19 protein-coding genes and 2 tRNA genes are annotated in these 25,793 nt (G+C 47.6%); 11 read left to right on the top strand and 10 right to left on the bottom strand.

Features of this window, described 5'->3' with window-relative positions:
• Positions 1-21 precede the first annotated feature (21 nt).
• On the top strand, positions 22-1,737 hold the full coding sequence (locus K365_RS0111520; RefSeq protein ID WP_024334673.1) for an IS1634 family transposase: 1,716 nt from the start codon (positions 22-24) through the stop codon (positions 1,735-1,737).
• A gap of 69 nt (positions 1,738-1,806) precedes the next feature.
• Here K365_RS0111520 and K365_RS0111515 read toward each other — a convergent pair.
• The 3 genes from K365_RS0111515 to tadA form a co-directional block, all read right to left on the bottom strand.
• Positions 1,807-1,883, bottom strand: a tRNA-Pro gene (locus tag K365_RS0111515).
• Between the two features lie 48 nt (positions 1,884-1,931).
• Entirely contained in the window at positions 1,932-3,218 is a 1,287-nt protein-coding gene (locus K365_RS0111510; protein WP_024334672.1) for an adenylosuccinate synthase, read from the bottom strand.
• Positions 3,212-3,673, bottom strand: a complete 462-nt coding sequence (tadA, locus tag K365_RS0111505) for a tRNA adenosine(34) deaminase TadA (RefSeq protein ID WP_024334671.1) — start codon at positions 3,671-3,673, stop codon at positions 3,212-3,214. The genes K365_RS0111510 and tadA overlap by 7 nt, the downstream gene beginning before the upstream one ends.
• 108 nt (positions 3,674-3,781) lie before the next feature.
• Here tadA and K365_RS0111500 point away from each other — a divergent pair.
• From K365_RS0111500 to K365_RS0111465, 7 genes are all read left to right on the top strand, one after another.
• Positions 3,782-3,858: transfer RNA gene (locus K365_RS0111500), tRNA-Arg, on the top strand.
• A gap of 559 nt (positions 3,859-4,417) precedes the next feature.
• The gene (locus tag K365_RS0111495) at positions 4,418-7,684 is read left to right on the top strand and encodes a methyltransferase domain-containing protein (protein WP_024334670.1); all 3,267 of its coding nucleotides are present in this window, start codon (positions 4,418-4,420) and stop codon (positions 7,682-7,684) included.
• Complete coding sequence (locus tag K365_RS0111490; protein WP_024334669.1) at positions 7,681-9,075, top strand: class I adenylate-forming enzyme family protein; 1,395 nt, start codon at positions 7,681-7,683, stop codon at positions 9,073-9,075. Before K365_RS0111495 ends, K365_RS0111490 begins: the two co-directional genes overlap by 4 nt.
• Before the next feature lie 26 nt (positions 9,076-9,101).
• Positions 9,102-9,380 (top strand): acyl carrier protein, encoded by a 279-nt coding sequence (locus tag K365_RS0111485; RefSeq protein WP_024334668.1) that lies wholly within the window; start codon positions 9,102-9,104, stop codon positions 9,378-9,380.
• Between the two features lie 11 nt (positions 9,381-9,391).
• On the top strand, positions 9,392-10,690 hold the full coding sequence (locus K365_RS0111480) for a B12-binding domain-containing radical SAM protein (RefSeq protein WP_024334667.1): 1,299 nt from the start codon (positions 9,392-9,394) through the stop codon (positions 10,688-10,690).
• A gap of 65 nt (positions 10,691-10,755) precedes the next feature.
• The gene (locus K365_RS0111470) at positions 10,756-13,413 is read left to right on the top strand and encodes an ATP-binding protein (RefSeq protein WP_084489810.1); all 2,658 of its coding nucleotides are present in this window, start codon (positions 10,756-10,758) and stop codon (positions 13,411-13,413) included.
• Positions 13,410-14,561 (top strand): HD domain-containing phosphohydrolase, encoded by a 1,152-nt coding sequence (locus K365_RS0111465; RefSeq protein ID WP_024334665.1) that lies wholly within the window; start codon positions 13,410-13,412, stop codon positions 14,559-14,561. Before K365_RS0111470 ends, K365_RS0111465 begins: the two co-directional genes overlap by 4 nt.
• On the opposite strand, the gene recJ is transcribed toward K365_RS0111465, so the two are convergent.
• Positions 14,521-16,236, bottom strand: a complete 1,716-nt coding sequence (gene recJ, locus K365_RS0111460; RefSeq protein ID WP_024334664.1) for a single-stranded-DNA-specific exonuclease RecJ — start codon at positions 16,234-16,236, stop codon at positions 14,521-14,523. The two genes, K365_RS0111465 and recJ, sit on opposite strands and share 41 nt — an antisense overlap.
• 168 nt (positions 16,237-16,404) lie before the next feature.
• Here recJ and K365_RS0111455 point away from each other — a divergent pair, with 168 nt between their 5' ends.
• From K365_RS0111455 to K365_RS0111445, 3 genes are read left to right on the top strand one after another with little or no spacing between them, the layout of a single operon-like run.
• On the top strand, positions 16,405-16,620 hold the full coding sequence (locus K365_RS0111455; RefSeq protein ID WP_029725206.1) for a DUF4911 domain-containing protein: 216 nt from the start codon (positions 16,405-16,407) through the stop codon (positions 16,618-16,620).
• The gene (gene miaB, locus K365_RS0111450; protein WP_024334662.1) at positions 16,610-17,977 is read left to right on the top strand and encodes a tRNA (N6-isopentenyl adenosine(37)-C2)-methylthiotransferase MiaB; all 1,368 of its coding nucleotides are present in this window, start codon (positions 16,610-16,612) and stop codon (positions 17,975-17,977) included. Before K365_RS0111455 ends, miaB begins: the two co-directional genes overlap by 11 nt.
• A complete protein-coding gene (locus K365_RS0111445; RefSeq protein WP_024334661.1) occupies positions 17,974-18,855 on the top strand; it encodes a methionyl aminopeptidase in 882 nt (293 codons plus the stop codon). Before miaB ends, K365_RS0111445 begins: the two co-directional genes overlap by 4 nt.
• A 12-nt stretch (positions 18,856-18,867) precedes the next feature.
• On the opposite strand, the gene K365_RS0111440 is transcribed toward K365_RS0111445, so the two are convergent.
• The 6 genes from K365_RS0111440 to rsmB form a co-directional block, all read right to left on the bottom strand.
• Complete coding sequence (locus tag K365_RS0111440) at positions 18,868-20,529, bottom strand: B12-binding domain-containing radical SAM protein (RefSeq protein WP_024334660.1); 1,662 nt, start codon at positions 20,527-20,529, stop codon at positions 18,868-18,870.
• 6 nt (positions 20,530-20,535) lie between these two features.
• On the bottom strand, positions 20,536-21,747 hold the full coding sequence (locus K365_RS0111435) for an MFS transporter (protein ID WP_024334659.1): 1,212 nt from the start codon (positions 21,745-21,747) through the stop codon (positions 20,536-20,538).
• A gap of 4 nt (positions 21,748-21,751) precedes the next feature.
• Entirely contained in the window at positions 21,752-23,122 is a 1,371-nt protein-coding gene (locus K365_RS0111430; RefSeq protein WP_006965146.1) for a PFL family protein, read from the bottom strand.
• 24 nt (positions 23,123-23,146) lie between these two features.
• The gene (locus K365_RS0111425; protein ID WP_006965147.1) at positions 23,147-23,701 is read right to left on the bottom strand and encodes a glycine cleavage system transcriptional repressor; all 555 of its coding nucleotides are present in this window, start codon (positions 23,699-23,701) and stop codon (positions 23,147-23,149) included.
• A 3-nt stretch (positions 23,702-23,704) separates the two neighbouring features.
• Positions 23,705-24,361, bottom strand: a complete 657-nt coding sequence (gene rpe, locus K365_RS0111420; RefSeq protein WP_024334658.1) for a ribulose-phosphate 3-epimerase — start codon at positions 24,359-24,361, stop codon at positions 23,705-23,707.
• 76 nt (positions 24,362-24,437) lie between these two features.
• Complete coding sequence (gene rsmB, locus K365_RS0111410) at positions 24,438-25,793, bottom strand: 16S rRNA (cytosine(967)-C(5))-methyltransferase RsmB (RefSeq protein ID WP_024334657.1); 1,356 nt, start codon at positions 25,791-25,793, stop codon at positions 24,438-24,440.

Below are 25,793 nucleotides of genomic sequence, written 5' to 3'. Positions count from 1 at the left end.
CACTTTAAAGGGGGTTTATGCATGGCTAAACCAATAACAGGAAAAACTCACGTCGGTGAACGGCGTGAAAAGCGTCCGAATGGGGATATTTACGTCTATGAACGGGTTACAGCCTACGACGAAAAGACCCGAAAGACCTATACGGTCAGTCAGAAACTCAAAGGAAAAATCAAGTCGGGAACTCACAAAATTTTGCCGACTCGTCCGAAAAAACATAAAGGCGAAGGAGGCCTTGTCGATGCAACACGTCGACATACCGGCCTCACGGACATATTGGAATGGGTTGGCAAGGTTTCCGGCATTGATAATGATGTATGTGCTTCATTCAGCGAGGGTGATGCGGCAAAGATACTTTCTATCGCGCGCTACTGGATTGGTTCCGGTGGCAACACGCTGCCACGTCTTGAGAGTTGGCAGGTGATGCACCCCCTTCCATATCGCGAAGCGATCACTGAGGACGTCTATGGTAGCCTGTTTAAGGATATTGGTCGCAATGAAGAAGGCGTTCAGCGCTATTTTTCAGCTCGGGCGGCACACCTGGGGAAGTCTCCTATGCTGGCGTTTGACTCTACCACTATTTCGACCTACTCAGAAAATCAATCGGAGGCACGACAGGGATTCAACAAGGATGGCGACGGACTGAACACTATCAAGCTTTTGACCTTATATTCAGTCAAAGCTGGCGAACCGATAGCCTTCTCTAAGCAACCCGGCAATATTCCGGATGTCATCTCCATTGAAAACACTTTGACACAACTCAAGTGTCTCAATCTGGAAAAACCTCTGATCGTCACCGATAACGGCTACTACAGCCAGAAAAACATGATGGAATTTGCCTTGCGCAATGTGAAATTTCTGACGCTGGTTGATCCGAAAATTATATGGGTCCGCGAGACAATTGATACGCTCCGTGCAACAATAGCGGGTATGGCCAGCACTTGTCCTTTCGACCCGTCAATCTGCGGAGCAACTTCGCTCAGAATGCACCAGTTCAGCCGGACACGCCAGCGATCACGCAACAGGAAAGTTGCAGGTGAGAAAGAAACGTTCTCGCGCCGCCTGTATGTGCATGTTTACTATTCCCCGGACAACGAAGCTAAGAAAGAACTCGCCTTCCGTAAGGATCTGCTTGAACTGAAGGCGCAAATACAAGGAGGAAATACCGAGTTCACGCCATCTGCGCAAAAGAAAATAGACAAGTACCTGACCTGTTCCAAAAAGGGGCGTGGGGGGCAGCTTAAGGTGGGCTTCAATGATAAAGCCATTACCGAAGCAAAGAGGTACTTCGGCTATTTCGCTCTGGTCAGCAATCAGACTATGGACACATTTACGGCACTTGAAAACTATCGGCTGCGAGAAAAAATTGAAGAACTCTTTGCCGTGCAAAAAGGGAGACTCGACGGTGCGCGACCGCGCACATGGTACCCGGACAATCTGCGCGGAAGACAATTCACACAATTTATCTCGCTGGGCTATCATTGTTTCCTGATGAAAAAAATAAAGGAAGTACAGTCCAAGCTCGGGAAAAATGAATCCGGAAAAACCAAATCACTTCTCAATCTCGAAAAAAAATTGGAAAACTGGCTTGAGCAACGCTCTCTCGCTCAGATCTTGGATTGGTTCGATTGCATTGAAACCACAAAGGTACAGACTGCCATGGGCAGCTATCGATGGTCCACCGAATCAGTAGCCAGAGACAGACTGTTCTTGAAGTACTTGGGAATGGATACCGAATAGTGTACGCTTTAGCCGATTTTCAGGATAAAAAAGCGGTGCGTATTGTACAGGAAAAATCTTGAGAAAAAATGGTCGGGATGAGAGGATTTGAACCTCCGACCCCAGCGTCCCGAACGCTGTGCTCTACCAGACTGAGCCACATCCCGACTCTGAAAAACCTGTCATAAATATATTAAAAATTGATAAAAGTCAAATCATAAAATCGATTCTTTGATAATGGTGGATTCCCGGCCCGGTCCCACGGAAACGATCTTGATGGGCACCCCGGACAATGCTTCCATTCGATCCAGATACTTCTTGGCATTTTCCGGAAGATCCTCATACCGGGTGATATCGGAAATGTGCTGTTTCCAGCCCGGATGGGTTTCATAAACCGGTGTGCAATGCGTCAGGGTGTTGATATCCGAAGGAAATTCATGCAACGTGTTGCCGTTGTCCTGGTATCCCACACAGATTTTGATTTCATCCAGGTCATCCAACACATCCAGCTTGGTGATGACCAGCCCGGTGAGACTGTTGAGCCGGGCCGCGTTTTTGATCATGACCATGTCCAGCCATCCGCACCGCCTTTTTCTGCCCGTGGTGGCGCCGAATTCCGCACCGGTTTTCTGGAGAATGTCTCCGGTGCCGTCAAACAGTTCCGTGGGGAAAGGACCTTCCCCCACCCGGGTGGTATACGCTTTGACAATGCCGATGATTTCCTTTAAATACCCCGGACCGATGCCGGAGCCGGCGGCGGCATTGCCGGCCACGGTGGACGATGAGGTCACAAACGGGTAGGTGCCGTGTTCGACATCCAGATGGGTTCCCTGGGCCCCTTCAAACAACAGGGTTTTTCCGTTCTGATGTCCTGTGTGCAAAGCAATGGACACGTCGGCAATATAGGGCAGCAACCGGTCCCGGATGGCCATCACCTTGCTGATGACCTGATCACAATGGATGGGGGTGGTGTTGAAATAGTGTTCCAGATAAAAGTTTTTTTCTTCCAGAATCGTTTTGATTTTTTCCTTGAGCCGATCCACATCCATCAGATCACAGAACCGGATACCCCGGCGGGTGGCCTTGTCCTCATAGCAGGGACCGATGCCCCGGCCTGTGGTACCGATTTTTTTATCCCCTTTTTTTTCTTCCCTGGCTTTGTCTATGGCCTTGTGATAGGGCATGATCATATGGGCCCGGTCACTGATTTTCAGCATGTCCGGTGACACGTCGATCTCATTGGAGGACAGATAGTCGATTTCCTCGAGCAGAACAAAAGGGTCCACCACCACACCGTTGCCGATAAAGCATTTTTTGCCCTGAATGATGCCCGAGGGGATCAGGTGGCTGATAAAGGTTTTGCCGTTGACCACCATGGTGTGACCGGCATTGTTTCCACCCTGGAACCGGACCACATAGTCCGCATGCTCGCTGAGCAGGTCCACGATTTTGCCTTTGCCTTCATCCCCCCACTGGGCCCCGATTATCACTGTATTTAACACTTCGTGCTCCTTTTGTTCTTGAAAAAATGTTTCATGAGATCTCTGGTTTGTGCTTCACAAATCCCGGATACCATTTCCGGGTGATGGTTCAACCGGGAATCTTCCGCCATCCGGTACAAAGAGCGGGCCGCCCCCCATTTGGGGTCTGCCGCACCATAGACCACCCGGTTGATCCGGGAATGGATGATCGCACCCATACACATGATACAGGGCTCGATGGTGACATACAAGGTGGTGTCGGTCAACCGGTAATTGTTCCGGTTGCGCGCAGCCATGCGGATGGCTGTCATTTCCGCATGACGGGTCGGGTCACAGGTGGAAATCGGGGCATTGAAGCCATGCCCGATCACCTGGTGGTGACTGTCCACAATCACGGCCCCCACAGGGACCTCATCGGCAAGCCGGGCCTGCTCTGCTTGTTTGATGGCCAGCATCATGTAAAATTGATCATCCATAATTCAGACTATACTTATATAAACCTTTTGGGGCAAGGTCAAATGGTTATTGCAGATAAAAGTCTTGAAATATGAATAAATTGCTGATATAAACTTTGGGTCTTATGGGCGCCCGTAGCTCAGCTGGATAGAGTACTTGACTACGAATCAAGGTGTCGGGAGTTCGAATCTCTCCGGGCGCGCCACACACATAAGACAAGAGGTTTTCAGCTTTCAGGGTTGAAAGCCTTTTTTATTTTAACGATTCTGTTCTGCCAGGCAACGTTTCAACAAAAAAATGGCTCCTTTACATAAGGACGCAAAGCCGTTTTCCATTATTCTAAATCTGAGATTTGTTCACATGCCCGCCATCGATTAAAGCAAAAACTTCCGGAATTTTCCCATTATTTCTGTATTAGTAACCGATTTACCTTATTTTATCTATAAAGATTCATATTGTTAAAAAAGGTTTGAATATTTCAAAAAAAAGCCCTTGACAAAATGATCTAATTAAGATTAGTGAAGGATACTGTTGGGATCAAAAGCTTTATCTAAGACGTTGAATCGGCCGGATCACCCGGCTGAAACAGGAAGGGGAGCGTGTTTCGTTATATGGGAAAATCGATGGATCCAACCCAGGTAACAAAAAATAAAATTGGAAAATGCTTGAATGAGGCATTGTCTCCCAATGAGAGAAAAATCGTGTATTCTTAGGCTGTTCCCTGTGAAAACCGTTGAATGTCTGAATTGCAAAGGGTTTGATCTATGTATAAAAAATACTGTTTAATGCAGGATGAACCATCCATCTCATTTCCATCGCCCCCTGAAAAAATTTCATATACAGCTGAAAAACGAAAAATTCCCCGCACCGTGTGCCGTCTGACTGATATTTCCAGCAAGAACATCAATATCCCTATCGTTTCCATAGAAAACATTTCTCCCGAAGGATGCCTTTTGAGCTTCAGGGGAGATCTTTGCTTAAAAGACAAGATTGACCTTGAGTTTTGGCTGCCGGATGATTCAAGAAAGATTGAAACCACCGGTATTATATCTTATGTCATCAAAAATTGTTTTAAGGGGATAAATAGCGCCGGGGTCCTGTTTACGGATATCAGTGAAATTGATCAGAAAAGAATATATAATTTTATTGTCAGCACGGCTTCTAGTTCTGCATTAAAAAATATGCAGGAAACCATCTCAAAAGAAAAAATCGCAGATAAATATAAAATTTCTGCGCCAGGCAAAATAAATACATTTTTTAACCATGTAATGAAAGAAAGAATCCCTTTAACCGTTTTATTTGAGAATAGTCAGAACGTATTTGAATTAATTATCAACAAGATAAATATTCAGGATCAGGTATTTATAACCGAAAATCAGACGGACATAATTACCCTGGAACTGAGTGAAAATCATCCCTCCTATTTCTCTTTTTATTTCGATGGCGGCAGCTATTATTTTAAAACAAAATGTATCGGGTATGATAATGACAGCGTAATTTTTGCTTTTCCGCCTATTTTGTATCAGTTGGAAAAAAGAGCCTGTAACAGGGAAATGTCCGTCGATTATATTCAAATTTCCATTCACTTGGATGGAATACCAGACAGACAATTTCAGGGAAGACTGATTGATATCAGCCGCCGCGGGTTTTTGTGCGAATTTTCACTGGATCAATGGATTGAAAATTCGATCAAGTCAGGCCAAGCGATCAATTATACGTTAAATAAAAATTATGGGCTGGGATCATTTGGCGAGATACGTCATATAATAAAAAAACAAGGATTCAATGGCAACAAAGTGCTTCAAATCGGTGTAGAAGCCGGGATCAAGCGGTCTGATTTTATATTTAAAAAATTTTGTGATTCAGAATGGAAGAAAAAAAAGCTATATCAGAAAATTCTTCCATCCTTTGTGAGGCAAATGCCCAGATCCAGCGTTGTCACATATAACAACAGCTCAGGCAAAAAAATTACCGCACTCCTTAATTATACCCGTAAAAACACCTTGGCACCGGTTGTCATTCTCCCGCCTGCGTTTGGCAAGAAAAAAGAAACATTATCCCCCCTTGTATCGACCTTGATCACAAATTATCGTCATGTAAATGAAGATATCATAACGATCCGGTATGATGGCATTAACAGACCCGGGGAAAGTTATAATAAGGAAATGTTTCCAAAACGCGGCTATGAAATGCTTCACTACCAGATCACTCAGGGGCTGGATGATTTAAGATCAACCCTGCGGTACGTGTATAACAATCCTTTATTTAAGCCGAGCATGGTGATTCTGGTTGCATTCAGCATGTCAGCGCTGGACGCCCGAAAGATAATGATTGATCCGGACAATGAAAAAATTGATTACCTGATCAATGTGATGGGCGCCACATGCGGTCAGAGCTCGTTTGGCAATGTTATGGGCGGGATGGATATCATCGGAAATGCAAGAATCGGTATTCAAAGCGGATTGGCAGGGGTGTTGGGCCATCTTCTGGATGTGGATAATATTGCCCGGGATCTTATCGATAATAAATATGCATACATCACAGACGCCAGGCTGGATATGTCAAAGATTTCAACTCCTGTAACCTGGATATATGGAAAATATGACCGATGGATCCCTGAAAATGAAATCATTGATATGATGAGCATCAAATCCGATGGTATGCGGGAAGTCATTGAAATACCAACCGGGCACAACCTTCGTTCAAGTGACGATGCCATAAAGACATTTAAACTGATCACCCAGTTAATTTACCGGATGCAATTCAAAAAAGATTTCAATCCGATTGCCCCGGATAGAAAAAATATGGTGGCACTGATCACCTATGAACGGGAACGACTTGAAAATACCGAAAAATTCAGGCCGGATGATTACTGGAAACAATATCTGATGGGTCAAGGCAACAGTGTCGGATATGATTTTTATAAAAATATCAAGGTGTTCAGAGAATTTTTAACCCTTCAAAGCGAACTGATCGGACTGGAAAATGGAGAGGTGTTTGCGGATATAGGATGCGGAACCGGGATCTTTATTGAAAATATGCTCCTGGATCTTGCAGAGCGGAAAAAAAATATCAATGACACCCATCTGGTGCTGGTTGACCTTGTCCGGGAAGCATTGGACAAATCAAAAGCCAAATGTGAAAAGATTTTTAAATCATATAAATCACTTGTTCCTGAAAAAATTGAATTGATTCAGATGGACCTTGACCCAAACAGACTGATTCCCGTTAAAAAATTTGTCAAAGAGGACTCCCTTGATTTTAATTTTTTACGAAATCGAATCGATGGGTTGATGAATATTACCATTGATCAATTATTGCAGAACAACTCACCAAGGCTGTATGCCATCATGAAAGGGGCGGTTCTTACCCCTGATGACAGCGCGTATTTAAGAGACATTTTCAGTATTGAAGCGTATGAAACGATTTTAGAATTTAACCGTGCTGCCAGATTTATCAATAAAAATTTATTTGCTCACGATATGATCGATGAAAAATATGTTCATCAAAATTTGATTAGAGATGAAGATTATATCAATATCCGAACTTCTGATTTGATTTTCGAGCGGCTGGATTTCAGCAAAAATGGTCTGGAAATGAATTTGAATTTCAAGGCCAATTATTTTGATAAAATTGTGGCAAGCCTTTTTATTTCCTATCTTTATAACCCGGATGACATTATTTATGATTTTTATAGAATGCTGAAACCTGGGGGCCGGCTGCTGGTTTCGTCCATGAAACCGGACAGTGACATATCTCTGATTTTCACAGACTATATTAACAAAGTCCAGAAATTTGACCTGGCTGATACAGAAATTAAAGACCAGGAAATGAATCTGACAGCGGCCAGAGCGATGTTAAACGAAGCTGCGAGTCTTTTTGAACTGGAAGAAGATGGATACTTTAAATTCTATTCAGACAAAGAGCTTGTCTCCATGCTTGAAAATGCCGGTTTTGAAAACATCACGGTCACATCATCTCTGGGCAAGCCTGAACAGGTTGCCATCATTACCGGAGAAAAACCTTCATGAAGATTACAGATATTGTATTTCAATCTTTGGGTACCTGGGGGGATCATCCAGCCTATATTGAACTGTTGCCTGACAACTCAGCTGTTTATACGTCGGCTGAGAAATTAATGGAACAAATAAATGATATGGGAAAATTTTTAAAAAAATCAGGCATACAAAACAATTATCTGGTTGCCTTTTTTTTAAGAAATTCTGTGGACTTTGTTTCTGTTTTTTTATCTTTAATGGATATCGGGGCAAAGCCGGTCCCTGTTAATCTGGCTTATAGAAAAATTGAGCTTGATGAAATATTTTCAAACGCAGACCCCCATGCCGTTATCGCGGAACAGGAATTTTTGCCGTTGATAGCGCCATATCTGAAAAACAAAATCGTTATTTTAAGATCAAACGGAAAATTCAAGCTGCACCAGGCATCCAAAAATCAATCCGATCCTGCAGATATAGAGGAACGTATTGCTTCTATAAATTACACATACAGGGGATATGGCTACCCCCTTGGCGCCATGGTTCCCCATGCGCAATACCTTATGGGAGCTGAAGTACTGGTCAAAGGATTAAAACCTGTACCGGGAGAGAATATGCTGGTAATCCTGCCATTTTACTATATCTTCCCTTTAATCGGCTGTCTTTTTGTTCCATTGTTGTACCAGATGACTTCTGTGCTTTCACAAACGGTTAATCCATTAAAACTGTTTGATTATATTCGAAAATACAGAATAAATTCCATAACTGCCGTCCCTGAAATTTATGAGCTTCTTTTTAATTGCAGAGAAGAATCGGTTGATTTGTCTTCATTAAACGTATTTGTTTCAGGGGGAAGCAGACTTACAAAAGAGAATTATCAAAAAATTATCCAAGCCTTTGATATTGAATTGCTGCACGGATATGGGCTTACTGAATTCACGCCGGTCAGCAGGAATATCAGAAAACAGGCAAAAGCCGGAACAATCGGCCCTTTTTGTGACGGCATTCAATATCAGATATCTTGTTCCGATCATAACAGCTATGGAGAAATATTAATAAAAAATTCAAATATGACAAATTCATATTACAAACGAACCAAAGAAACACAAGACGCGTTTAAAGATGGCTGGTTTAAAACCGGTGATATCGGCAAGATGGAAAATGATCATCTGATTTTTCTAAAAGAGAAAAAAAATACCCGAAAATTAAAAGGGAATATGATTGATTTACAGGAAGTGAGAAAAGCGATCCTTATGTATCCAGGGATAAAGGACGCTATGATTGATTTCGCGGATAACACGCTTTCCGCTGGAATCATGATGGATACAGAAAAAGATATGAAAGATGAATATATCAAGATCAAACAATTTTTAAGTGAGACGATTGCGGCGTATAAGATTCCCAAGCTAATCAAGCGGATGGAGTAAAAAAACAATTTACTAATTGGGGTCATATGAAAAAACAATTCAACGATATGGTAATAGTAGATGATTTGAATTTGAGAAATCAAATTATAAAAACAATATCTTCGATAGCAGGGATTGATGGAAAGAAATTTAATGAAAACACACTTATTCGTGAAGAACTTGGAATTGATTCATTGATGACAATTGAGATAATAGCAAAAATTGAAAAATATTATAATATTCAAATCAATGAAGAAGATATAATAGATATTGATAATGTTGGTGGTTTCATTAACTTTATAGAAACAATAATAGCCGACAAATAGGATAAAATTTTATGAAAATTGGATTAATTAACCCTAAGGGATTAAAAACCAATGACAATAATTTAGCAGAAATATTCCAAAGTACAAGTAATTTTCAAAGTTATACAGATTCTTTATCTGGAGCATTTGGTACAGGTTTATTGGTTATTGCTGCTCTAACTCCTGATTATATTAAAATAGAAATTATTGATGAAAATTTTGATGATATTGATTATAATAAAGAATATGCTCTGATCGGAATTTCAGCAATGACTCATCAGGCATCACGTGCTTATGAAATTGCCGATGAATTTAGAAGACGCGGTGTTGTTGTTGCAATTGGAGGAATTCATGCAACAGTATTGCCAGATGAGGCAAAAACACATTGTGATAGTGTTTTCATTGGTGAAGCAGAACATACATGGCCTGCCTTTTTAGAAGACGTTAAGGATGGTAATATTTCAGATTTTTATAAATCTGAGAAAGCAGTTGATATGACATCCTTGCCAACTCCACGCTATGAACTCTTGAACAAAAAAAATTATAACGTTATTTGGATGCAAATTGGCAGGGGATGCCCTCATGATTGCGAATTTTGTGTGGCTTCAAATGTTTATGGATACAAATATAGACACAAAACAATAAAGCAAATTATTGATGAAATTGAGTTTATTCAAACAATTTGGCCGAATGTCCGGTTAAATTTCGCTGATGATAATTTGTTTTTAAATAGAACGTTTTCAAAAAAACTAGTTGAACATTTAAAAGGAATGAATCTTCGGTGGTTTGCTCAAACGGATATATCAATCGCCAGCGATGAAAAGTTTCTCACAGAATTAAAAGCAGCAGGTTGCACAACACTTTTTATCGGTTTTGAAAGTATTTCTGAAATAAATTTGTCCCAGATCAACAAAAATTCATGGAAATTAAAGCAGCTAAAAAATTATCCGGCAGCTATTGAAAAAATTCAGTCAAAAGGGATTGGTATTGTTGGCGCATTTATAATAGGCCTTGATGGTGATACAAAAGATACATTAAAAGAACTTACCGATTTTATTCTTGATAACAACATATTTATCCCACAGATTACAGTTTTAACCCCTTTGCCTGGCTCAAGACTTTATGAAAGATTGAAAAGAGAAAATCGTCTTACAGACTTACCTTGGAGCAATTATACATTTACTGAAGTCAATTATATACCCAAAAATTTAACCGGTGAAGAATTGCAGAATGAACTACATGAAATTTATAAAAAGATCTACAGTAAAGAGTCTCGCTTACAGGTGTTAAAATATTTTAAAAATATATTCAAAGAATTAATTACGTTATAGACAACCGCAATTTAAAAAATATTTTTGCTGATTGAAATTTCAACAGGTAAAAATTATAAAGCGTTATGGAAAAATTTGTGACAAATTCGGATTTATTAAATAAATATAAAATCGAAACATTAGATAGATGTAATAGGATGGTTCGGTTCGTCTCCATTTTTGTTATGCTCGGAAATCCATTTTTTCTTATTCTTGATTATTTTCAAACAAGCTATGAAATTTCCCAATTTATTTTTGTAAGATCTTTTATGAGCATTGGTGTAATTATTATATATATTATTGCAAAGACAAAATATGGCATCAAATATGCGATGTGGCTCGGAGTAGCCGCTTGTTTTGTTTGCTCAATAGATATCATATTCCTTGTTCACATGACCGGCGGTTCGTCAAGCCCATATTATGCAGGATTATTAATTATTCTTTTTGCATTATGTATCTGGATACCAATAACATATCGATTAGGCCTTTTTTGTGCTGTATCAATTTATATGATGTATGTTTTGCCTTTTTTAATGACAAATAGCATTACAAGTTGGCCCATTTTTTTAAACAACAATTTTTTTATGGTTTCAATTTTTTTCTTGTCAGTTAGTTCACTGAAATTTTATAACGAAATTCGTTTTAATGAATTCAAGTCACGTTATGAAATCCAAAAATCTAATGAAGAACTCAGTAAAGTCACAAAGGAACTTGAGGCGACCAACAAGAAATTACGTGAGCTCGATGAGACAAAAATGCGATTTTTTGCCAATGTGAGCCATGAGCTTCGAACCCCGTTGACCCTGATCATCGGCCCCCTTGAACAGCTTTTACAAGGCTGGAATGATATGGATCCTGTTCCCATGCTCAGGGCAATGGAAGCAAACGCGCATCGACTTTTGAGGCAGGTGAACACCATACTGGATTTTGCCAAGGCAGATGTAGGGAAGCTGACCTGTCACTATAAAGTGGGGAATCTGGGTAAAATTCTTTCTGAGTTTGTTCAGGCAAGCCTTCCTTATTCAAAACAGAAAAACATTGAAATGACTGTTTCCGGTGCGGATGAAATTCCTGATACCGCCCTTGATATTGAAAAGGTGGAAACCATTGCAGCCAACCTTATTTCAAATGCGCTGAAATTCACATCAGACAACGGTAAAATAAGCATTCGTGCCGGAAAAGAGAACCAGGTTATCTGGTTTGAAGTTCAGGATACGGGGTTGGGTATCCCTGAAGATAAGATAGGCAATCTTTTTGAACGGTTTCATCAGGTAGACGACCAGCATTCCCGGAATAATGAGGGGACAGGACTCGGCCTGGCAATGGTGCGTGAGTTAACCCTGCTCCATGGCGGCAAAGTCGACGTACATTCCAAAATCGGCAAAGGATCTGTTTTTCGGGTTGAGCTTCCAATGAAACCCCGTTCCCCTGAAAACGATCGTAGAAAGAGCACCGGACGAAGAAAAATCGACAAGATCGTGGAAGAAAGGCTTGAGGCACTGGTGGGCAGGGAATACCATAAAAGGGGCAAAATCAATAAAAAAACCTTGTTTGCCGACATGAGCAAGGGCAGCGGTCTGGTTGACAGCATTGATGTGGGATATGCAGACAAAAAAAAATCAGCGCCACCAGACGCCCAGAAAATTTTAGTGGTGGAGGACAACCCGGATTTAAGGGCATTCATCGTCAGCAATCTTTTTGAAACGTATCTGGTGGAGCAGGCAGAAAACGGGCGCACGGGTCTGGATCTGGCCAGGCGCATGAATCCGGATTTGATCATATCTGATGTGATGATGCCTGAGATGGACGGATATGAACTCTGTCGGGAAATCCGTAAAGACCCTTTCCTTTCCAGGGTGCCGATTATTCTGGTCACTGCAAAGTCAGGGGGAGAGGCGGTTGAGGCCGGGCTTGAAATCGGTGCCACGGATTATGTGCCCAAGCCTTTTGAAATGAGGGAATTGAAAGCCCGCATTGCCACCCATTTGAAAAATCGCTTTCTGGAAAAAAACATCAATGAGCAGGAAACCCGATTGACCGCCATCGGACAGATGACAAGTGCCGTGGTCCATGACCTTAAGAATCCGTTAAATACGATTATGGGATTTACCCAGATCGCCCAGCAGGATTCCGAAACCCTTGGCGAAAAAGAAATTTCTAAAAATTTGTCCTATGTGATGGAATCAAGTGTTCGGCTCAACCGGATGATCGCTGAAATACTGGATTTTGCAAAAGGGTATGCTCCCCGGCTGAACAGTGAGGCGGTTTTGCTGGTTCCTTTTTTGGAAACAACATTGACCGTTCATAAGGAGCGACTGTCACAGCTGGGGATTTCACTGTTTTCCAGACATATCCAATGCGATAATGTTCAGGTTTGTTTTGATTCAGATCAAATGCATCGTGTTATTGAGAATCTTGTCATGAATTCAAAAGATGCTTTTTTCAATTCAAATCATGAGATTCCGGAGAAAAAAATCCGGGTTGAAACCCAATGCGATCAAAACCGGGTCAAGATTCGATTTTCAGATAATGGACCGGGTATTTCAGAAGAGGTCAAAAAATCCATTTTTGACCCATTCACCCCCACAGGAAAAAAAACCGGTGTGGGACTCGGCCTTTCAACCGTCCGAAACATTGTGTCAGCCCACTCAGGCACCATTGCTGTTGAAACGGATGAAAAAAAAGGGGGTGCCGTGTTTGAATTGACATTTCCATTGGCGCAGTTTCAAGGACAATCCGAATGAACACTGCCAGAAAAATTCTAATTGTTGACGATGACAAAATGAATCGACTTTTGTTGAATACCATTCTGTCCCGAATGTCATATTATGTGAGCGAGGCGTTTGATGGCATTGACTGCCTGGAAAAAGCGGTATCCCTTTGTCCGGACCTTATCCTCATGGATGTCAAAATGCCGGGAATGGATGGGCTGGATGTGACCCGTCAGCTGAAAAACAACGATGAAACAAAAAATATTCCTGTCTTGATCATTTCCGCCCATGATCAATTGCCTGAACGTGTCAGAGCGGTTGAAGCAGGAGCGGAAGATTTCCTGTCCAAGCCGGTGGAACAGATTATTTTAAAAGCCAAGGTAAAGTCATTGCTTAAAATTAAGGAATATAATGACAATATTCACAATTATCAGAAAAAACTGGAAAAAGAGGTTGAGAAGAAAACCGTCAGCCTGAAGCAGGCGCTTGATGATTTGCAGTCTGCATCCGACAAGTTGCGTTTATATTCCATGGACACCATACTGAGGCTTTCCCAGGCGGCAGAATACAGAGACACGGAAACCGGGGAACACATACAGCGCATTGGATATTATATCCATGCAATTGGAAAGGCATTATCGCTCAGTGCTCAGGAGATAGAAACCTTTCAGTATGCATCCCCCATGCATGATGTGGGAAAAATTGGAATTCCTGACCAAATCCTGATGAAACCCGGCCCCCTCAATGAGTCGGAGTGGAAGATCATGAAGCAGCATACAATTATCGGGGGAAAAATTTTAAGCGGGTCAGATTCAGGTATTCTTAAAACGGCCGAGGCAATTGCCTTGACCCATCATGAAAAATGGAATGGCTGCGGATATCCATACAAACTCAAAGGCCTGGATATTCCAATGGCCGGAAGAATTACCGCCATTGCCGATGTGTTTGATGCCCTTACTTCCAAACGCCCGTATAAAAAAGCCTTTTCTGTGGAAAAAGCGTTTGACATCATGGCTGAAGAGCGTGGAAAAAGTTTTGATCCTGAACTGATCGATGCTTTTTTTTCAATAAAAAAAGAGATTGCTGAAATACGAAATACTCATAATCTTGATCATACAGCGCCGCTGAAGTGGTCTGAACTTACATCTCCTCAACAATCATCTGGGGCGTCTCTGCCTTGAATTTACTTTGTTTCAGGCGGAATGCCACCTGATCATAGAAAACAGGCAATTGACGGGTGTCCGGTACATTGAAATGAAACGCTTCCACCACGGGTCCGGCGCTGTTGTCAGCGCTCTGGAGCCGCATTTTTCTGTGGGACCGGCCGATGATCTGGGACGACACCACTTTCAGGTGCCTGGCAAGAAACAAAGGTTCGGGATTGTTCATGCCGAAGGGCCGTAGCCGGTCCAGGTCCCGGACCAGATCCAGGCAGATGTCGGATATGTCCAGTATGGCATCAATGGTCAGGGTCTTTGAGAAATCATCCCGGGTATAATGGGTTTGCAGATGATCCTGAAGCCCGGTTGCCAGATCGGTCAGCCGGTCCAGAGAAAGGGTCAGGCCCGATGCCATGGCATGGCCTCCGAATTTTTCCAGCAGATGGGCATGGGCGGTCAGGGCCTGGTGGATGTTGATGTTGTTGATGCTCCGGCCCGATCCCACAGCCATTTCATGATTGCAGGACAACAGCAGCACCGGGCATACATATTTCTTGGACAGTTTGGATGCGGCAATCCCCAGTACGCTGGGGTTCCAGTGTTTGTCCCACAGCATGAGCAACCGGTTTTCCAGCAGGGACGGGTTGTCATGGATGCGACGTTCAATCTGCATGATGATCTCCTGCTCAATGGTCTGGCGCCGGGCATTGAGATCATCCAGCAGAAACGCGATTTTTTCCGCATCCGCCAAAGTTTGGCTGGTGAGCAGAGACACGCAGATGCGGGCATGGGACATCCGGCCGGCCGCATTGATCCGGGGCACCATTTTAAAAGAGATGTCATCGGAATCCAGCCGGGTGAGATCGATGCGGGCGGCTTTTGTCAGGGCCTGGATCCCGGGCCGGGCGTTTTTCTGCATCTGCCGGATCCCGGCCATGCTCAAGACCCGGTTTTCGTTGATCAGCGGCACCATGTCTCCGATGGTGCCCATGGCAAACAAGTCCAGAAACGGCAGCAGCTGGGGTTCAGGACAGGACTGCCAGATCCCTTTTTCCCGGAAGAATTTGCGCAGTCCCATGACCAGGAAAAACGCCACGCCCACACCGGCCAGAAAAGACAGGCCTGAAGGGCAGTCCGGCTGTTTGGGATCCAGAATAGCCACCGCCTGTGGCAGAACCGGTCCGGGCTCATGATGGTCGGTGATGATCACATCCATGTCTTCTTTTGCAGCGGCCGCCACGGCGTCTGCCCCGCTGATGCCGCAGTCCACGGTGATGATCAGGTCCACGGCCTGGTCTGCGGCCATTTTTACATGGGCCGGTAAAATGCCGTACCCTTCCTTGATGCGGTGGGGAATATACCAGGTGATCCGGTCGGTCACACAGGACAGAAATTCATGGATCAATGCCGTGGCCGTCACCCCGTCGGCATCAAAATCACCGAATATCAGAATTTTTTCCCGGTTGATGACAGCGGAATAGATCCGTTCCACAGCCTTTTGCATGTCTTTCATGGCAAACGGATCGGTGAGGCGGGAAAAATCCGGATTCAGATAAAACCGGGCTGATTCCACGGTGGTGAATCCCCGGTGCCAGATCAGGCCGGCCGTGACCGGATGGCATCCCAGTTCCTGCGAAAGCCGGCGGGCGTTGTCCGGATCGATATCCGCATATGTGACGTGTGTTTTTATTGGCATGTGATGGATTTTATATAAGGGTTGCCAGAAATTGTCAATTGCTCCGGGCCGGAAGTTCGGACCGGATTGCCCGATGTTCAGGAACCAAGCCGATGGCCTGAAAAGTGTTTGAGTAATGACAGGTTTTAGTGGTATACTGTTTTTTTTTAAAAATAGGGAAACAACCCAATGACCCTGCAGATGCTGCACAAGGAATACCGGGTGGACAAAACCCGCATCGGATTCATTAAATTCATATTTGAGGCCTATGAAGGCATTGCCGTGGTGACCACGCTGGATGCCCGGACCGGGCACGTGCGTTTTGCCATTGCACCGGACCAGGTTGAAGAGGCATTTCAGATCATTGCGGATTTGAAAAAGGATTTTGAATTTCATGCATTATAACGGGTATGCCCATATTCATACCATCGGATGCCAGATGAATGTGTATGATTCCGAAAAACTGGGCACAGTGTTACATACCTTAGGGTATCAGCTGACCCGGCATCCGGAACAGGCGGATATTATTGTGTGCAACACCTGCGCCATCCGTCACAAGGCAGAGGAAAAAGCGTTCAGTTTTCTGGGCCGGTTTGCCAGGGAAAAACGGAAAAACCCCCGTCTCATCACGGTCATGGCCGGGTGCGTGGCCCAGCAGGAAGGAAAAAATGCGTTTCAGCGCCTGCCCCACCTGGACCTGGTGCTGGGGACCCAGGCATTTTCCCGGTTTAGCACCCATATTGCGGCATTGAAATCCGGTCAGCGGCAGATCGTGGACACGGCGCCGTCGGATGTCATTTTCGAGACCCTGCCCGATGATACCGCGTTTGCGGAAAACCCGGTGTCCAAATTTGTCACCATCATGCAGGGGTGTGACAATTTCTGCACCTATTGCGTGGTGCCCTATGTCCGGGGCAGGGAGCGAAGCCGGTCCTGGCAGTCCATTGTGGCGGAGATCGAGATACTGGCGGAAAAAGGCATCCGGGAAGTGACCCTGCTGGGCCAGAATGTCAACTCATACGGGGCCAAGGAAAACAGTCTCTCATTTGCCGGTCTTCTGGAAAAAGTGGCGGGTGTTGACGGCATTCACCGGATCCGGTTCGCCACCTCGCACCCCAAAGACCTGTCCCACGATTTGATCCGGGCCATGGCCGATCTGGATAAAGTGTGCAATCACCTGCATCTGCCCGTGCAGTCCGGTTCCAACCGGATTTTGAAAAAAATGAACCGGGGATACACGGCAGAACTTTATCTTTCCAGAATCGATGCCCTGCGGTCCGCCATTCCGGACATCGGTCTGTCCACAGACATTATTGTGGGATTTCCATCGGAAACTTCGGACGAGTTCGAAGAAACCATGGCCCTGGTCAAACAGGTGGGGTTTGATTCCATTTTTGCGTTCGCCTATTCAGATCGGTCCTCCGCGCCGGCGGCAAAATTTTCAGATCCCGTGGATGACACGGAAAAAATGGCCCGCCTCAACCGGTTGCTGACATTCCAGGACACCATGACCCAGAAGAAAAATGAACAGATGACCGGCCGGGTGGTTCAGGTTCTGGTGGAAGGGGTCAGCTTAAAACAGCATGACGGGTTTGTGAAAACCACGCCTCATACCCGGCAGATGACCGGCAGAAGCGAAGCCAATAAAATCGTTCATTTTCCATCCGACACCCTGGCCGCCGGCGATTTGGTGGAAATCAAAATTTTGAATGCCTATCCCCATTCCCTGTGGGGGACAGCCTCTGGAACAGTGATGCCATGAAAACCAAAACCGTGAGGATCGGCAGAAACGATCCATGTCCCTGCGGCAGTGGGAAAAAATACAAACACTGCTGTCGAAACAGTAAAAAGGAAGTATCTGTGAAAGACACCTACAAACAGCAATACAACATTATTTTAAAAACCCCGGCCCAGATCGAAGGGATCCGGCGGGCGGGCAGACTGTTGATGCAGATCATGGACGGGGTGGAAAAAATGATCCGTCCGGGCCTTGTGACCGAAGAGATCAACACCTTTGTCCACAACCAGACCCTCCAGGCCGGAGGTATTTCCGCCCCCTTGAACTACCGGGGGTTTCCCAAAAGCGTGTGCGTATCCATCAATGAAGTGATCTGTCACGGCATCCCCGGAGACCGGGCCCTGCAGGACGGAGATATCGTGAACGTGGATATCACACCCATTCTGGACGGGTATTATGCCGATGCCAGCAAAACATTTTTTGTGGGCACCCCGGGGCCGGCCGCCAGAAAAATCGTGTCTGTGGCGGCCCAGTCCCTGAAACTGGGCATCGAAGCCGTGGCTCCGGGCGCGACCTTAGGCGATGTGGGGTATGCCATTCAAAGCTATGCCGAGGCCCAGGGATGTTCCGTGGTCCGGGAATTTGTGGGTCATGGGGTGGGCATTGATTTCCATGAACAGCCCCAGGTGCTGCACTTCGGATCCCCGGGAAAAGGCGTGGTTCTGGTGCCCGGCATGGTGTTCACCATCGAGCCCATGATCAATCTGGGCAAAAAAGAGCTGCATGTGCTGCCGGATAAATGGACGGCCGTGACCAATGACGGGTCTTTGTCGGCCCAGTTCGAGCAGACCATTCTGGTGACGGAAAACGGATTTGAAAGCCTGACCCCGTACGATCTTTAGCGTGAAATCGAGTTACCGCCGGGGGGGTTTTACCCCCACTGGCGGATATCTGCGCATGTTTGCCGCAAAGGCCCGGCACAGATCCGGATCGGTTTTGTGTACATACAATTGTCCTTCCTGATCCACGCCCCGGATGTTGCCGTCATCTAAAAACCACTGGACCAGCCGGTCACTGACTTTTTCCCTGTCCAGATCCGGGTCAATAAGCGTGTCCGCATGCGGCACCGGCCCGGGGCAGGGGGGTGCCAGACCGGCATCCGCACGGTGTTTCAGATAATTCAGTATCCGGCTCAGGCGCAGCAGGGTCACGGCCTGAACCCGGGTGGTGGTGTGATCCACGGGAAAGGCCGTGGACCGCATCAAAGAAAAATGGCCGGGTAAAATTCCTGACTGCCGGCACTGATCATAATCCCGGCTGCCCGGGGCCGGATAAAAAATTGACAGCCCTGCCAGGGTGGGCCGGGCTGCCAGATACAGCAGATCCGCCAGGGAATCGGATGCATGCTGGCCCGGGGCCGCGGCAATCAGATAAGACACACAGTCAAGCCCCTGTTTTTGGGCCCAGCCCAGGACCTGATCATGGGCGGCCCGGACATCCGGGCGCCGGAACCGTTTCAGCTGGGCGGCCGACATGGACCCCACAGACAGGTTCAATGTCCTGAACCCGGCCGCTGCCATGGCCTGGATCATTTCCAGGTCCAGAGACGGAGGGAACAGCCCGTTCATGGCCCGCAGCTCCACAGGGGGCCGGTCGGCAAAAACCTTTGAAATCCCCGCCAGCAATGCCAGAAACCAGGTCCGGTCCAGACTGATATTTTCATCCTCAAAATCGATAAATCCGATATCCCGTCCGGCCGCCTGATTTTGGATCTCTTTGATCACATGGGCCACCGGACGTTTCCGGTACCGGCCATGGCTGGAGACGGCAGACACGGCACAATAGGAACAGGGCATGGGGCATCCCCGGCTGGACACCACCATGATGGCATCCTGATGTTTTCTGCGATAATAGGAAAGATCCACAGGATCCGGTATGGGCAGCCGGGACAGATCCGGGGTCCAGTAAGGCGGCTGGATCACCTGTTGTCCCGGATGCTGAACGTTGTCGGATTTTTCCTGAAACGCGATGCCGGGAATCTGTGATACGGGGGTGTTTTCCTGGAGGGCCCGGTACAGCAGGGGCAGGGAGTGTTCCCCTTCTCCCCGGAGCACATAATCGATGTCCGGACTAGCGATTACCTGTTCAGGAAACAAGGTGGGGTGATGCCCGCCCATGACAATGACGACATTGGGATTCCGGCGCCGGATGGCCGCGGCCGTGGCCATGGCTGTGTCATGATACGCGGAAAACAAAGAAGAGATGCCCACCAGAAAAGGCGTATGCCGGGCTGTTTCCAGAGCGATATGATCCAGGTGATACCCGAAATGCCGGTATGTATGAAACAAACAGAACAACGACCGGTCGGCCCGGCCGTAAAATTCATCCATATAAGTGAACCGTTCCGGCCGGTGCATGGGTTTTGATTTCCGGGTGGCCAGGCCATCCATGATGGCTGTGGTGATTCCATGGGACCTAAGCCCTGCGGCAATGGACATCAGCCCATAGGGCAGGGTGCGCTTGCGGGTCAGGTAATAGTCCTCAATGGGCGGCTGAACCAGGACCACCTGTGCCATGTCGGATCACACCACCCTGGGAAACCGGGCAATGACCCCCAGGCAGATCACGGGAACAAATGACAGGGCAAACAGCACTGGTTCGATGCCGTAGACATCAGCCAGTCCCCCCACCAGGGGAGACACGGCCCCGCCCAGTCCATAGGCCAGTCCCATCATCAGGCTGGATACCATGGCCCGGGACTGGGGCACCAGTTTCTGGGCCATGACCACGCCTAAAGGCAAGGGTGCCAGCACGAAAAAACCGGCCACAAACGCGCCGGCAAATACCCAGGGGCCGGGCAGGTACAGGTAAAGCATCAGGGCCGGGGCCATGAACAGATAAGAGATGAAAAAGATTTTCCTGAACCCCGTGCGGTCCGCCATATATCCGGCCAACAGTCCGCTCAAGGTACCGGCTATGATGAAAAACGCCACAATCAGGCCCACGCTGGGCAGCGGATGTCCCTCATTCACCAGAAAAATGGGCATGAATGTCATGAATGCCTGGCCCGTGACGGCCCGCAGAAACATGACCAGCCAGATGAGAAAAATGATTTTGTACACAGGCCCCAAAGTGGCTTTCAATGATTTGAAAAATCCTAAGTGAGACAGGTTTTCACTTTTGGGTCGTGGCAGATATTTAAAACAGAACAAAAACGCCACCAGTCCCAGCATTCCGGTCCAGGGCATGGCTTCCAGGCCCCAATGGGCCACATACCAGGTGATGAACACGGGTCCCAACGCAAAGGCCAGGGTCCCGCCCGTATTGTAGATGGACAGGCAGAACCCGGTGCGATTGCCGCTGTACAGCGGCACCATGCCCGTGGTGGCCGGATGAAACATGGAAGAGCCCAAAGACCCCAGACTCAGAACCAAAAGCAGCACATAAAAATTGGGAGCGATGCCTGAAAACGGAATGCAGAAAAACGCCAGAAACAGTCCGGTAAACACAAACCACCGGCTCTCATGCCGGTCGGACAGATATCCCACCACGGGCTGGATCATAAAAGCCAAAAGCCGCACCAGCCCGGTGAGCAGTCCCACCTGGGTCAGGGTCAGTCCCAGCTTGTCCACAAACGCGGGCAAAAGCGGTGAAAAAAACGAGGAATAAAAATCACCCGTAAAATGCACCAGGGTGATCACAAAAACAATGCCGTACTGGACCCGGCTGGGATCCGGAGTGTCCTGGCCCGAATACGCGACAGGGGGTTCTTCCCCGGGGGTTGAATCAGACATAAGCTTAATTTTTCAGACTGTGGATGGGTGCGGGAATCCGGCCCCCGTGATGCACAAACAAACTGGCATCCGCCATATGGGGAACGGCCATGATTTTGGCCTCGCCCAGAAGCCCGCCGAAATACACGCTGTCCCCGGCTTTCTTGCCCGGCACGGGGATGATGCGGGTGGCTGTGGTTTTGGCATTGATCATGCCGATGGCCATTTCATCGGCAATCATGCCGGCCAGGCATTCTTCCGTGATGTCTCCGGGCACGGGCACCATGTCCAGTCCCACGGAACACACCGAGGTCATGGCTTCCAGTTTTTCCAGGCTTAAAAACCCCTGGTGGGCCGCCTGGGCGATGTTGAGGTCTTCGCTCACCGGGATGAACGCCCCGCTCAGGCCCCCCACATGGGAGGAAGCAAATGCCCCGCCTTTTTTCACGGCGTCATTGAGCATGGCCAGGGCCGCCGTGGAACCGGGCACCCCGATATGGCTCAGGCCCAACGCCTGGAAGATCTCTCCGATGCTGTCTCCCACGGTCGGGGTCGGGGCTAAAGACAGGTCCACCACACCGAACCGGACATCCAGTTCTCTGGCCACTTCCCGGCCGATGAGTTCTCCCACCCGGGTGACCTTGCAGGCCGTGCGTTTGATCACTTCTGCAATATTGCCCAGGGTCATGGGGCCATTTTCCAGGTTCCGCTCAATGGCCCGTTTGACCACGCCGGGTCCGGACACGCCCACATTGATCACGGCATCGGCCACACCTACGCCCAGATAGGCCCCGGCCATGAACGGCATGTCTTCGGGTATATTGGCAAACACGCACAGTTTGGCACAGGCCAGGCCGTCCTGGTCTGCGGTCAATTCCGCAGCCTGTTTGATGGCCCGGGCCATTTGCAGCACGGCATCCATGTTGATGCCGGCCTTGGTGGTGGCCACATTCACGGATGCGCACACCCGCTGGGTTTCAGCCAGAGCCCGGGGCAGGGCGTTAATCAGGGCTGTGTCACCGGTTGCCATGCCTTTTTCCACCAGTGCGGAAAATCCGCCGATAAAATCGATGTCCACAGCTGTGGCAATCTCATTGAGTTCATGGGCGATTTCCACCATCTGGTCGGCGGAAAATGCAGCCCCCACCAGGGCGATGGGGCTGATGGAGATGCGTTTATTCACCACCTGGATGCCGTATTTGTCTCCCACGGCATCGCACACGGATTTCAAAGCACCGGCATGGCCCGTGATTTTTTTCCGGATATTGTGCCTGAACGTGTCCAGGTCGTGGCTGATGCAGTCAAACAGGTTGATGCCTAAGGTCACGGCCCGGACATCCAGGTGTTCGTTTTTCACCATTTCAATGGTGGAGATGATTTCATGATCTTCAAACATGGAAACTTCCTTGCAGTTAAATGACTATATTTTGTTGATGGCATCAAAAATATTTTTATGCTGGATCCGGATATCCAGGCCCAGTTCATCCGCTTTTTTGCGCAGATCCGCAAACATTGCCGCCGTATCCATATCCGGAGTGACCCACACCTGGTAGGACATGACATTGTCTCTGGGGTCTATCCCGCCTTTGAACACGGCTTTAAGATTGACGATATTGGCCCGGTATGCGGCCAGAATATCGGAAAATCCGGCCACCAGACCTTTCCGGTCCGGTCCGATGGTGGTGATCAGAAAGATGTCTCCGTGCGCATCCATGCCTGTTTCATGGGATTCCTCCAGGGTATTGACATGAATCACCAGATCCCGGCCTTCCGACCGGGTGGTCAGGGTTTGTCTCAAATGTTCTTTGTCCATACTTTCCGGGGCTTCCACCAGAAACAGGCCGGCAAACTGGGTCTGGAGAATCATCTGATTGACGTTTTCAAGGTTGCAGCCCAGCTCGAACAGAATCCGGGTCACATGGGCGATAATGCCGGGCCGGTCCTGGGTCAGCACGGTGATGATGAATTTATTCATGGGTTACCTTTCAGCGGCCAAGCGCAACGCCGCAATGGTGTCATTGTAGTCGGGGGTGTTGAAAATGGCCGAGCCTGCCACAAAACAGCTGGCCCCGGCCCGGGCCACGGAGGCAATGGTGTCGGCATTGATGCCGCCGTCCACCTGGATGATGGCGAACGGATTTTTTTTGGCCAGCAGATCGGACAGGGCATTGATTTTTTCAATGCTGGATTCAATGAATTTCTGGCCCCCGAATCCGGGATTCACGCTCATGATCAGCACAAAATCCAGCTGATCCGCAATATACTCAATGCAAGACAGCGGGGTGGCCGGGTTCAGGGCCACGCCGGGCTTCACGCCCAGTTCCCGGATCTGCTGAAGGGTCCGGTGCAGGTGCGGGCAGGTTTCCGCATGCACGGAAATATAATCGGCCCCGGCTTTGGCAAAATCAGGAATAATGGCTTCGGGTTTTTCAATCATCAGATGTACATCTAAAGGCAGGGAGGTGACCCGTTTGCAGGCTTGAACAATAATGGGGCCATAGGTGATATTGGGAACAAACCGGCCGTCCATGACATCGATATGGATCCAGTCGGCGCCGGCATTTTCAACCGCTGACACTTCCTTGCCCAGGCAGGTGAAATCAGCGGATAATATGGAAGGGGCAATAAGTGCCATGATCGGTCTCCTGTGGTTCAATCAGGTGTTAAAAAAGGCATACCATAATGGGTATTTTGCCAACAATCAACTGTTTTTATGAACGGGTTTCCGGGGTGAGGCGTTTCAACCGGGCTGCAAAAAACCCATCCATGTCCATGCCGTTGGGAAAGGTGGTTAAATACCGGTCCATGGGCAGGCCGAAACAGTCCATGACCGGTTCCAGTACGTAATCTTTGCGTTTTTTTAAAAATGCCGTCACCACATGTTCGTTTTCCTCAGGTTCTCCGGAACATACGGCATATAAAAGAATCCCGCCGGGTTTTACCCGGTTGGCTGCGGCATTGAGCAGTTTTTTCTGCTGACCGGCCATGCGCAGAATATCCTGAAACGAGCGTTTCCATTTGGTATCCGGATTTCTGCGAAGCACGCCTAAGCCCGTGCACGGGGCATCCACCAGGACCCGGTCAAAATATTGGGGAAAATCGGTCTGACCCGCTTTCATGAGGTCCAGGGTAAGGGTTTGGATCTCTCCTGCTCCGAGCCTGTGGGCTTCGGCTGTCAGCAAAGCCAGTTTGCCGGGATCCGTATCCATGGCTGTGATTTTCCCCTGGCCGCCCATGATCTGGGCCATGTGCAGGGTTTTGCCGCCCAGACCGGCGCAGGCGTCCAGCACAATGTGATGGGGTTGGGGGTCCAGCATCAACGAGACCAGCTGGGCCGCTTCATCCTGGACGGCAAACAGGCCCTGGTCAAAACCGGGCAGGGCTTCGATGCGGATGCCGGATCCCATGAGCGATATCCCGTGGGGGCTCAAAGAGGTGAGCCGGGTATCAAAACCCGCAGCTGTGAGAATGTCGTTTAATTCAGACCGGGTGGTTTTCAGGGTATTGGCCCGCAGGGTCAGGGGCGGTACCTGATTGATGGTCCGGCACAGCTCCAGGATCTGCTCATCTCCATACCGGGCCAGCCAGCGCTCGGCCAGCCATCCGGGAATGGAATGTACAATGGTGATATGGCCCAGAAGATCGGTGTGCGGGTCGGGAAGATTCAGTGTGTGGAACTGCCGGACCGTGTTTCTCAACACCCCGTTCACAAATCCGGCCGTTTTTTTTCCGTTCCGGTTTTTGATTAAATTCACGCTGGTGTCAATGGCGGCAAAATCCGGAACCCGGTCCAGAAACCGCAGCTGGAACAAACCCATGCGCAGCACGGTCAATACGGGCAGATCCATGCGGGTCAGGGGAATTTTTGAAAAAGACTGGATAATGAAATCCAGAAAATTGCGGTGGCGCAACACCCCGAACACAATGGCATGGCACAGGTTCTTGTCCGGCTGGGATAAATGGGCCAGGTTGGGAGAAACCGCATCCAGGGCCCGGTCCAGGGTGGCGTGTTTTTGGTCGGTTTGCAGCAGAATTTCCAGGGCTGCCTGTCTTGTATCCCAGGTCAT

This window comes from Desulfotignum balticum DSM 7044 (assembly GCF_000421285.1).
In the GTDB taxonomy this organism is placed as follows: Bacteria; Desulfobacterota; Desulfobacteria; order Desulfobacterales; family Desulfobacteraceae; genus Desulfotignum; species Desulfotignum balticum.
Note: the sequence above shows the minus strand (reverse complement) of the source record. Positions and strands in the feature narration are given on the sequence as shown.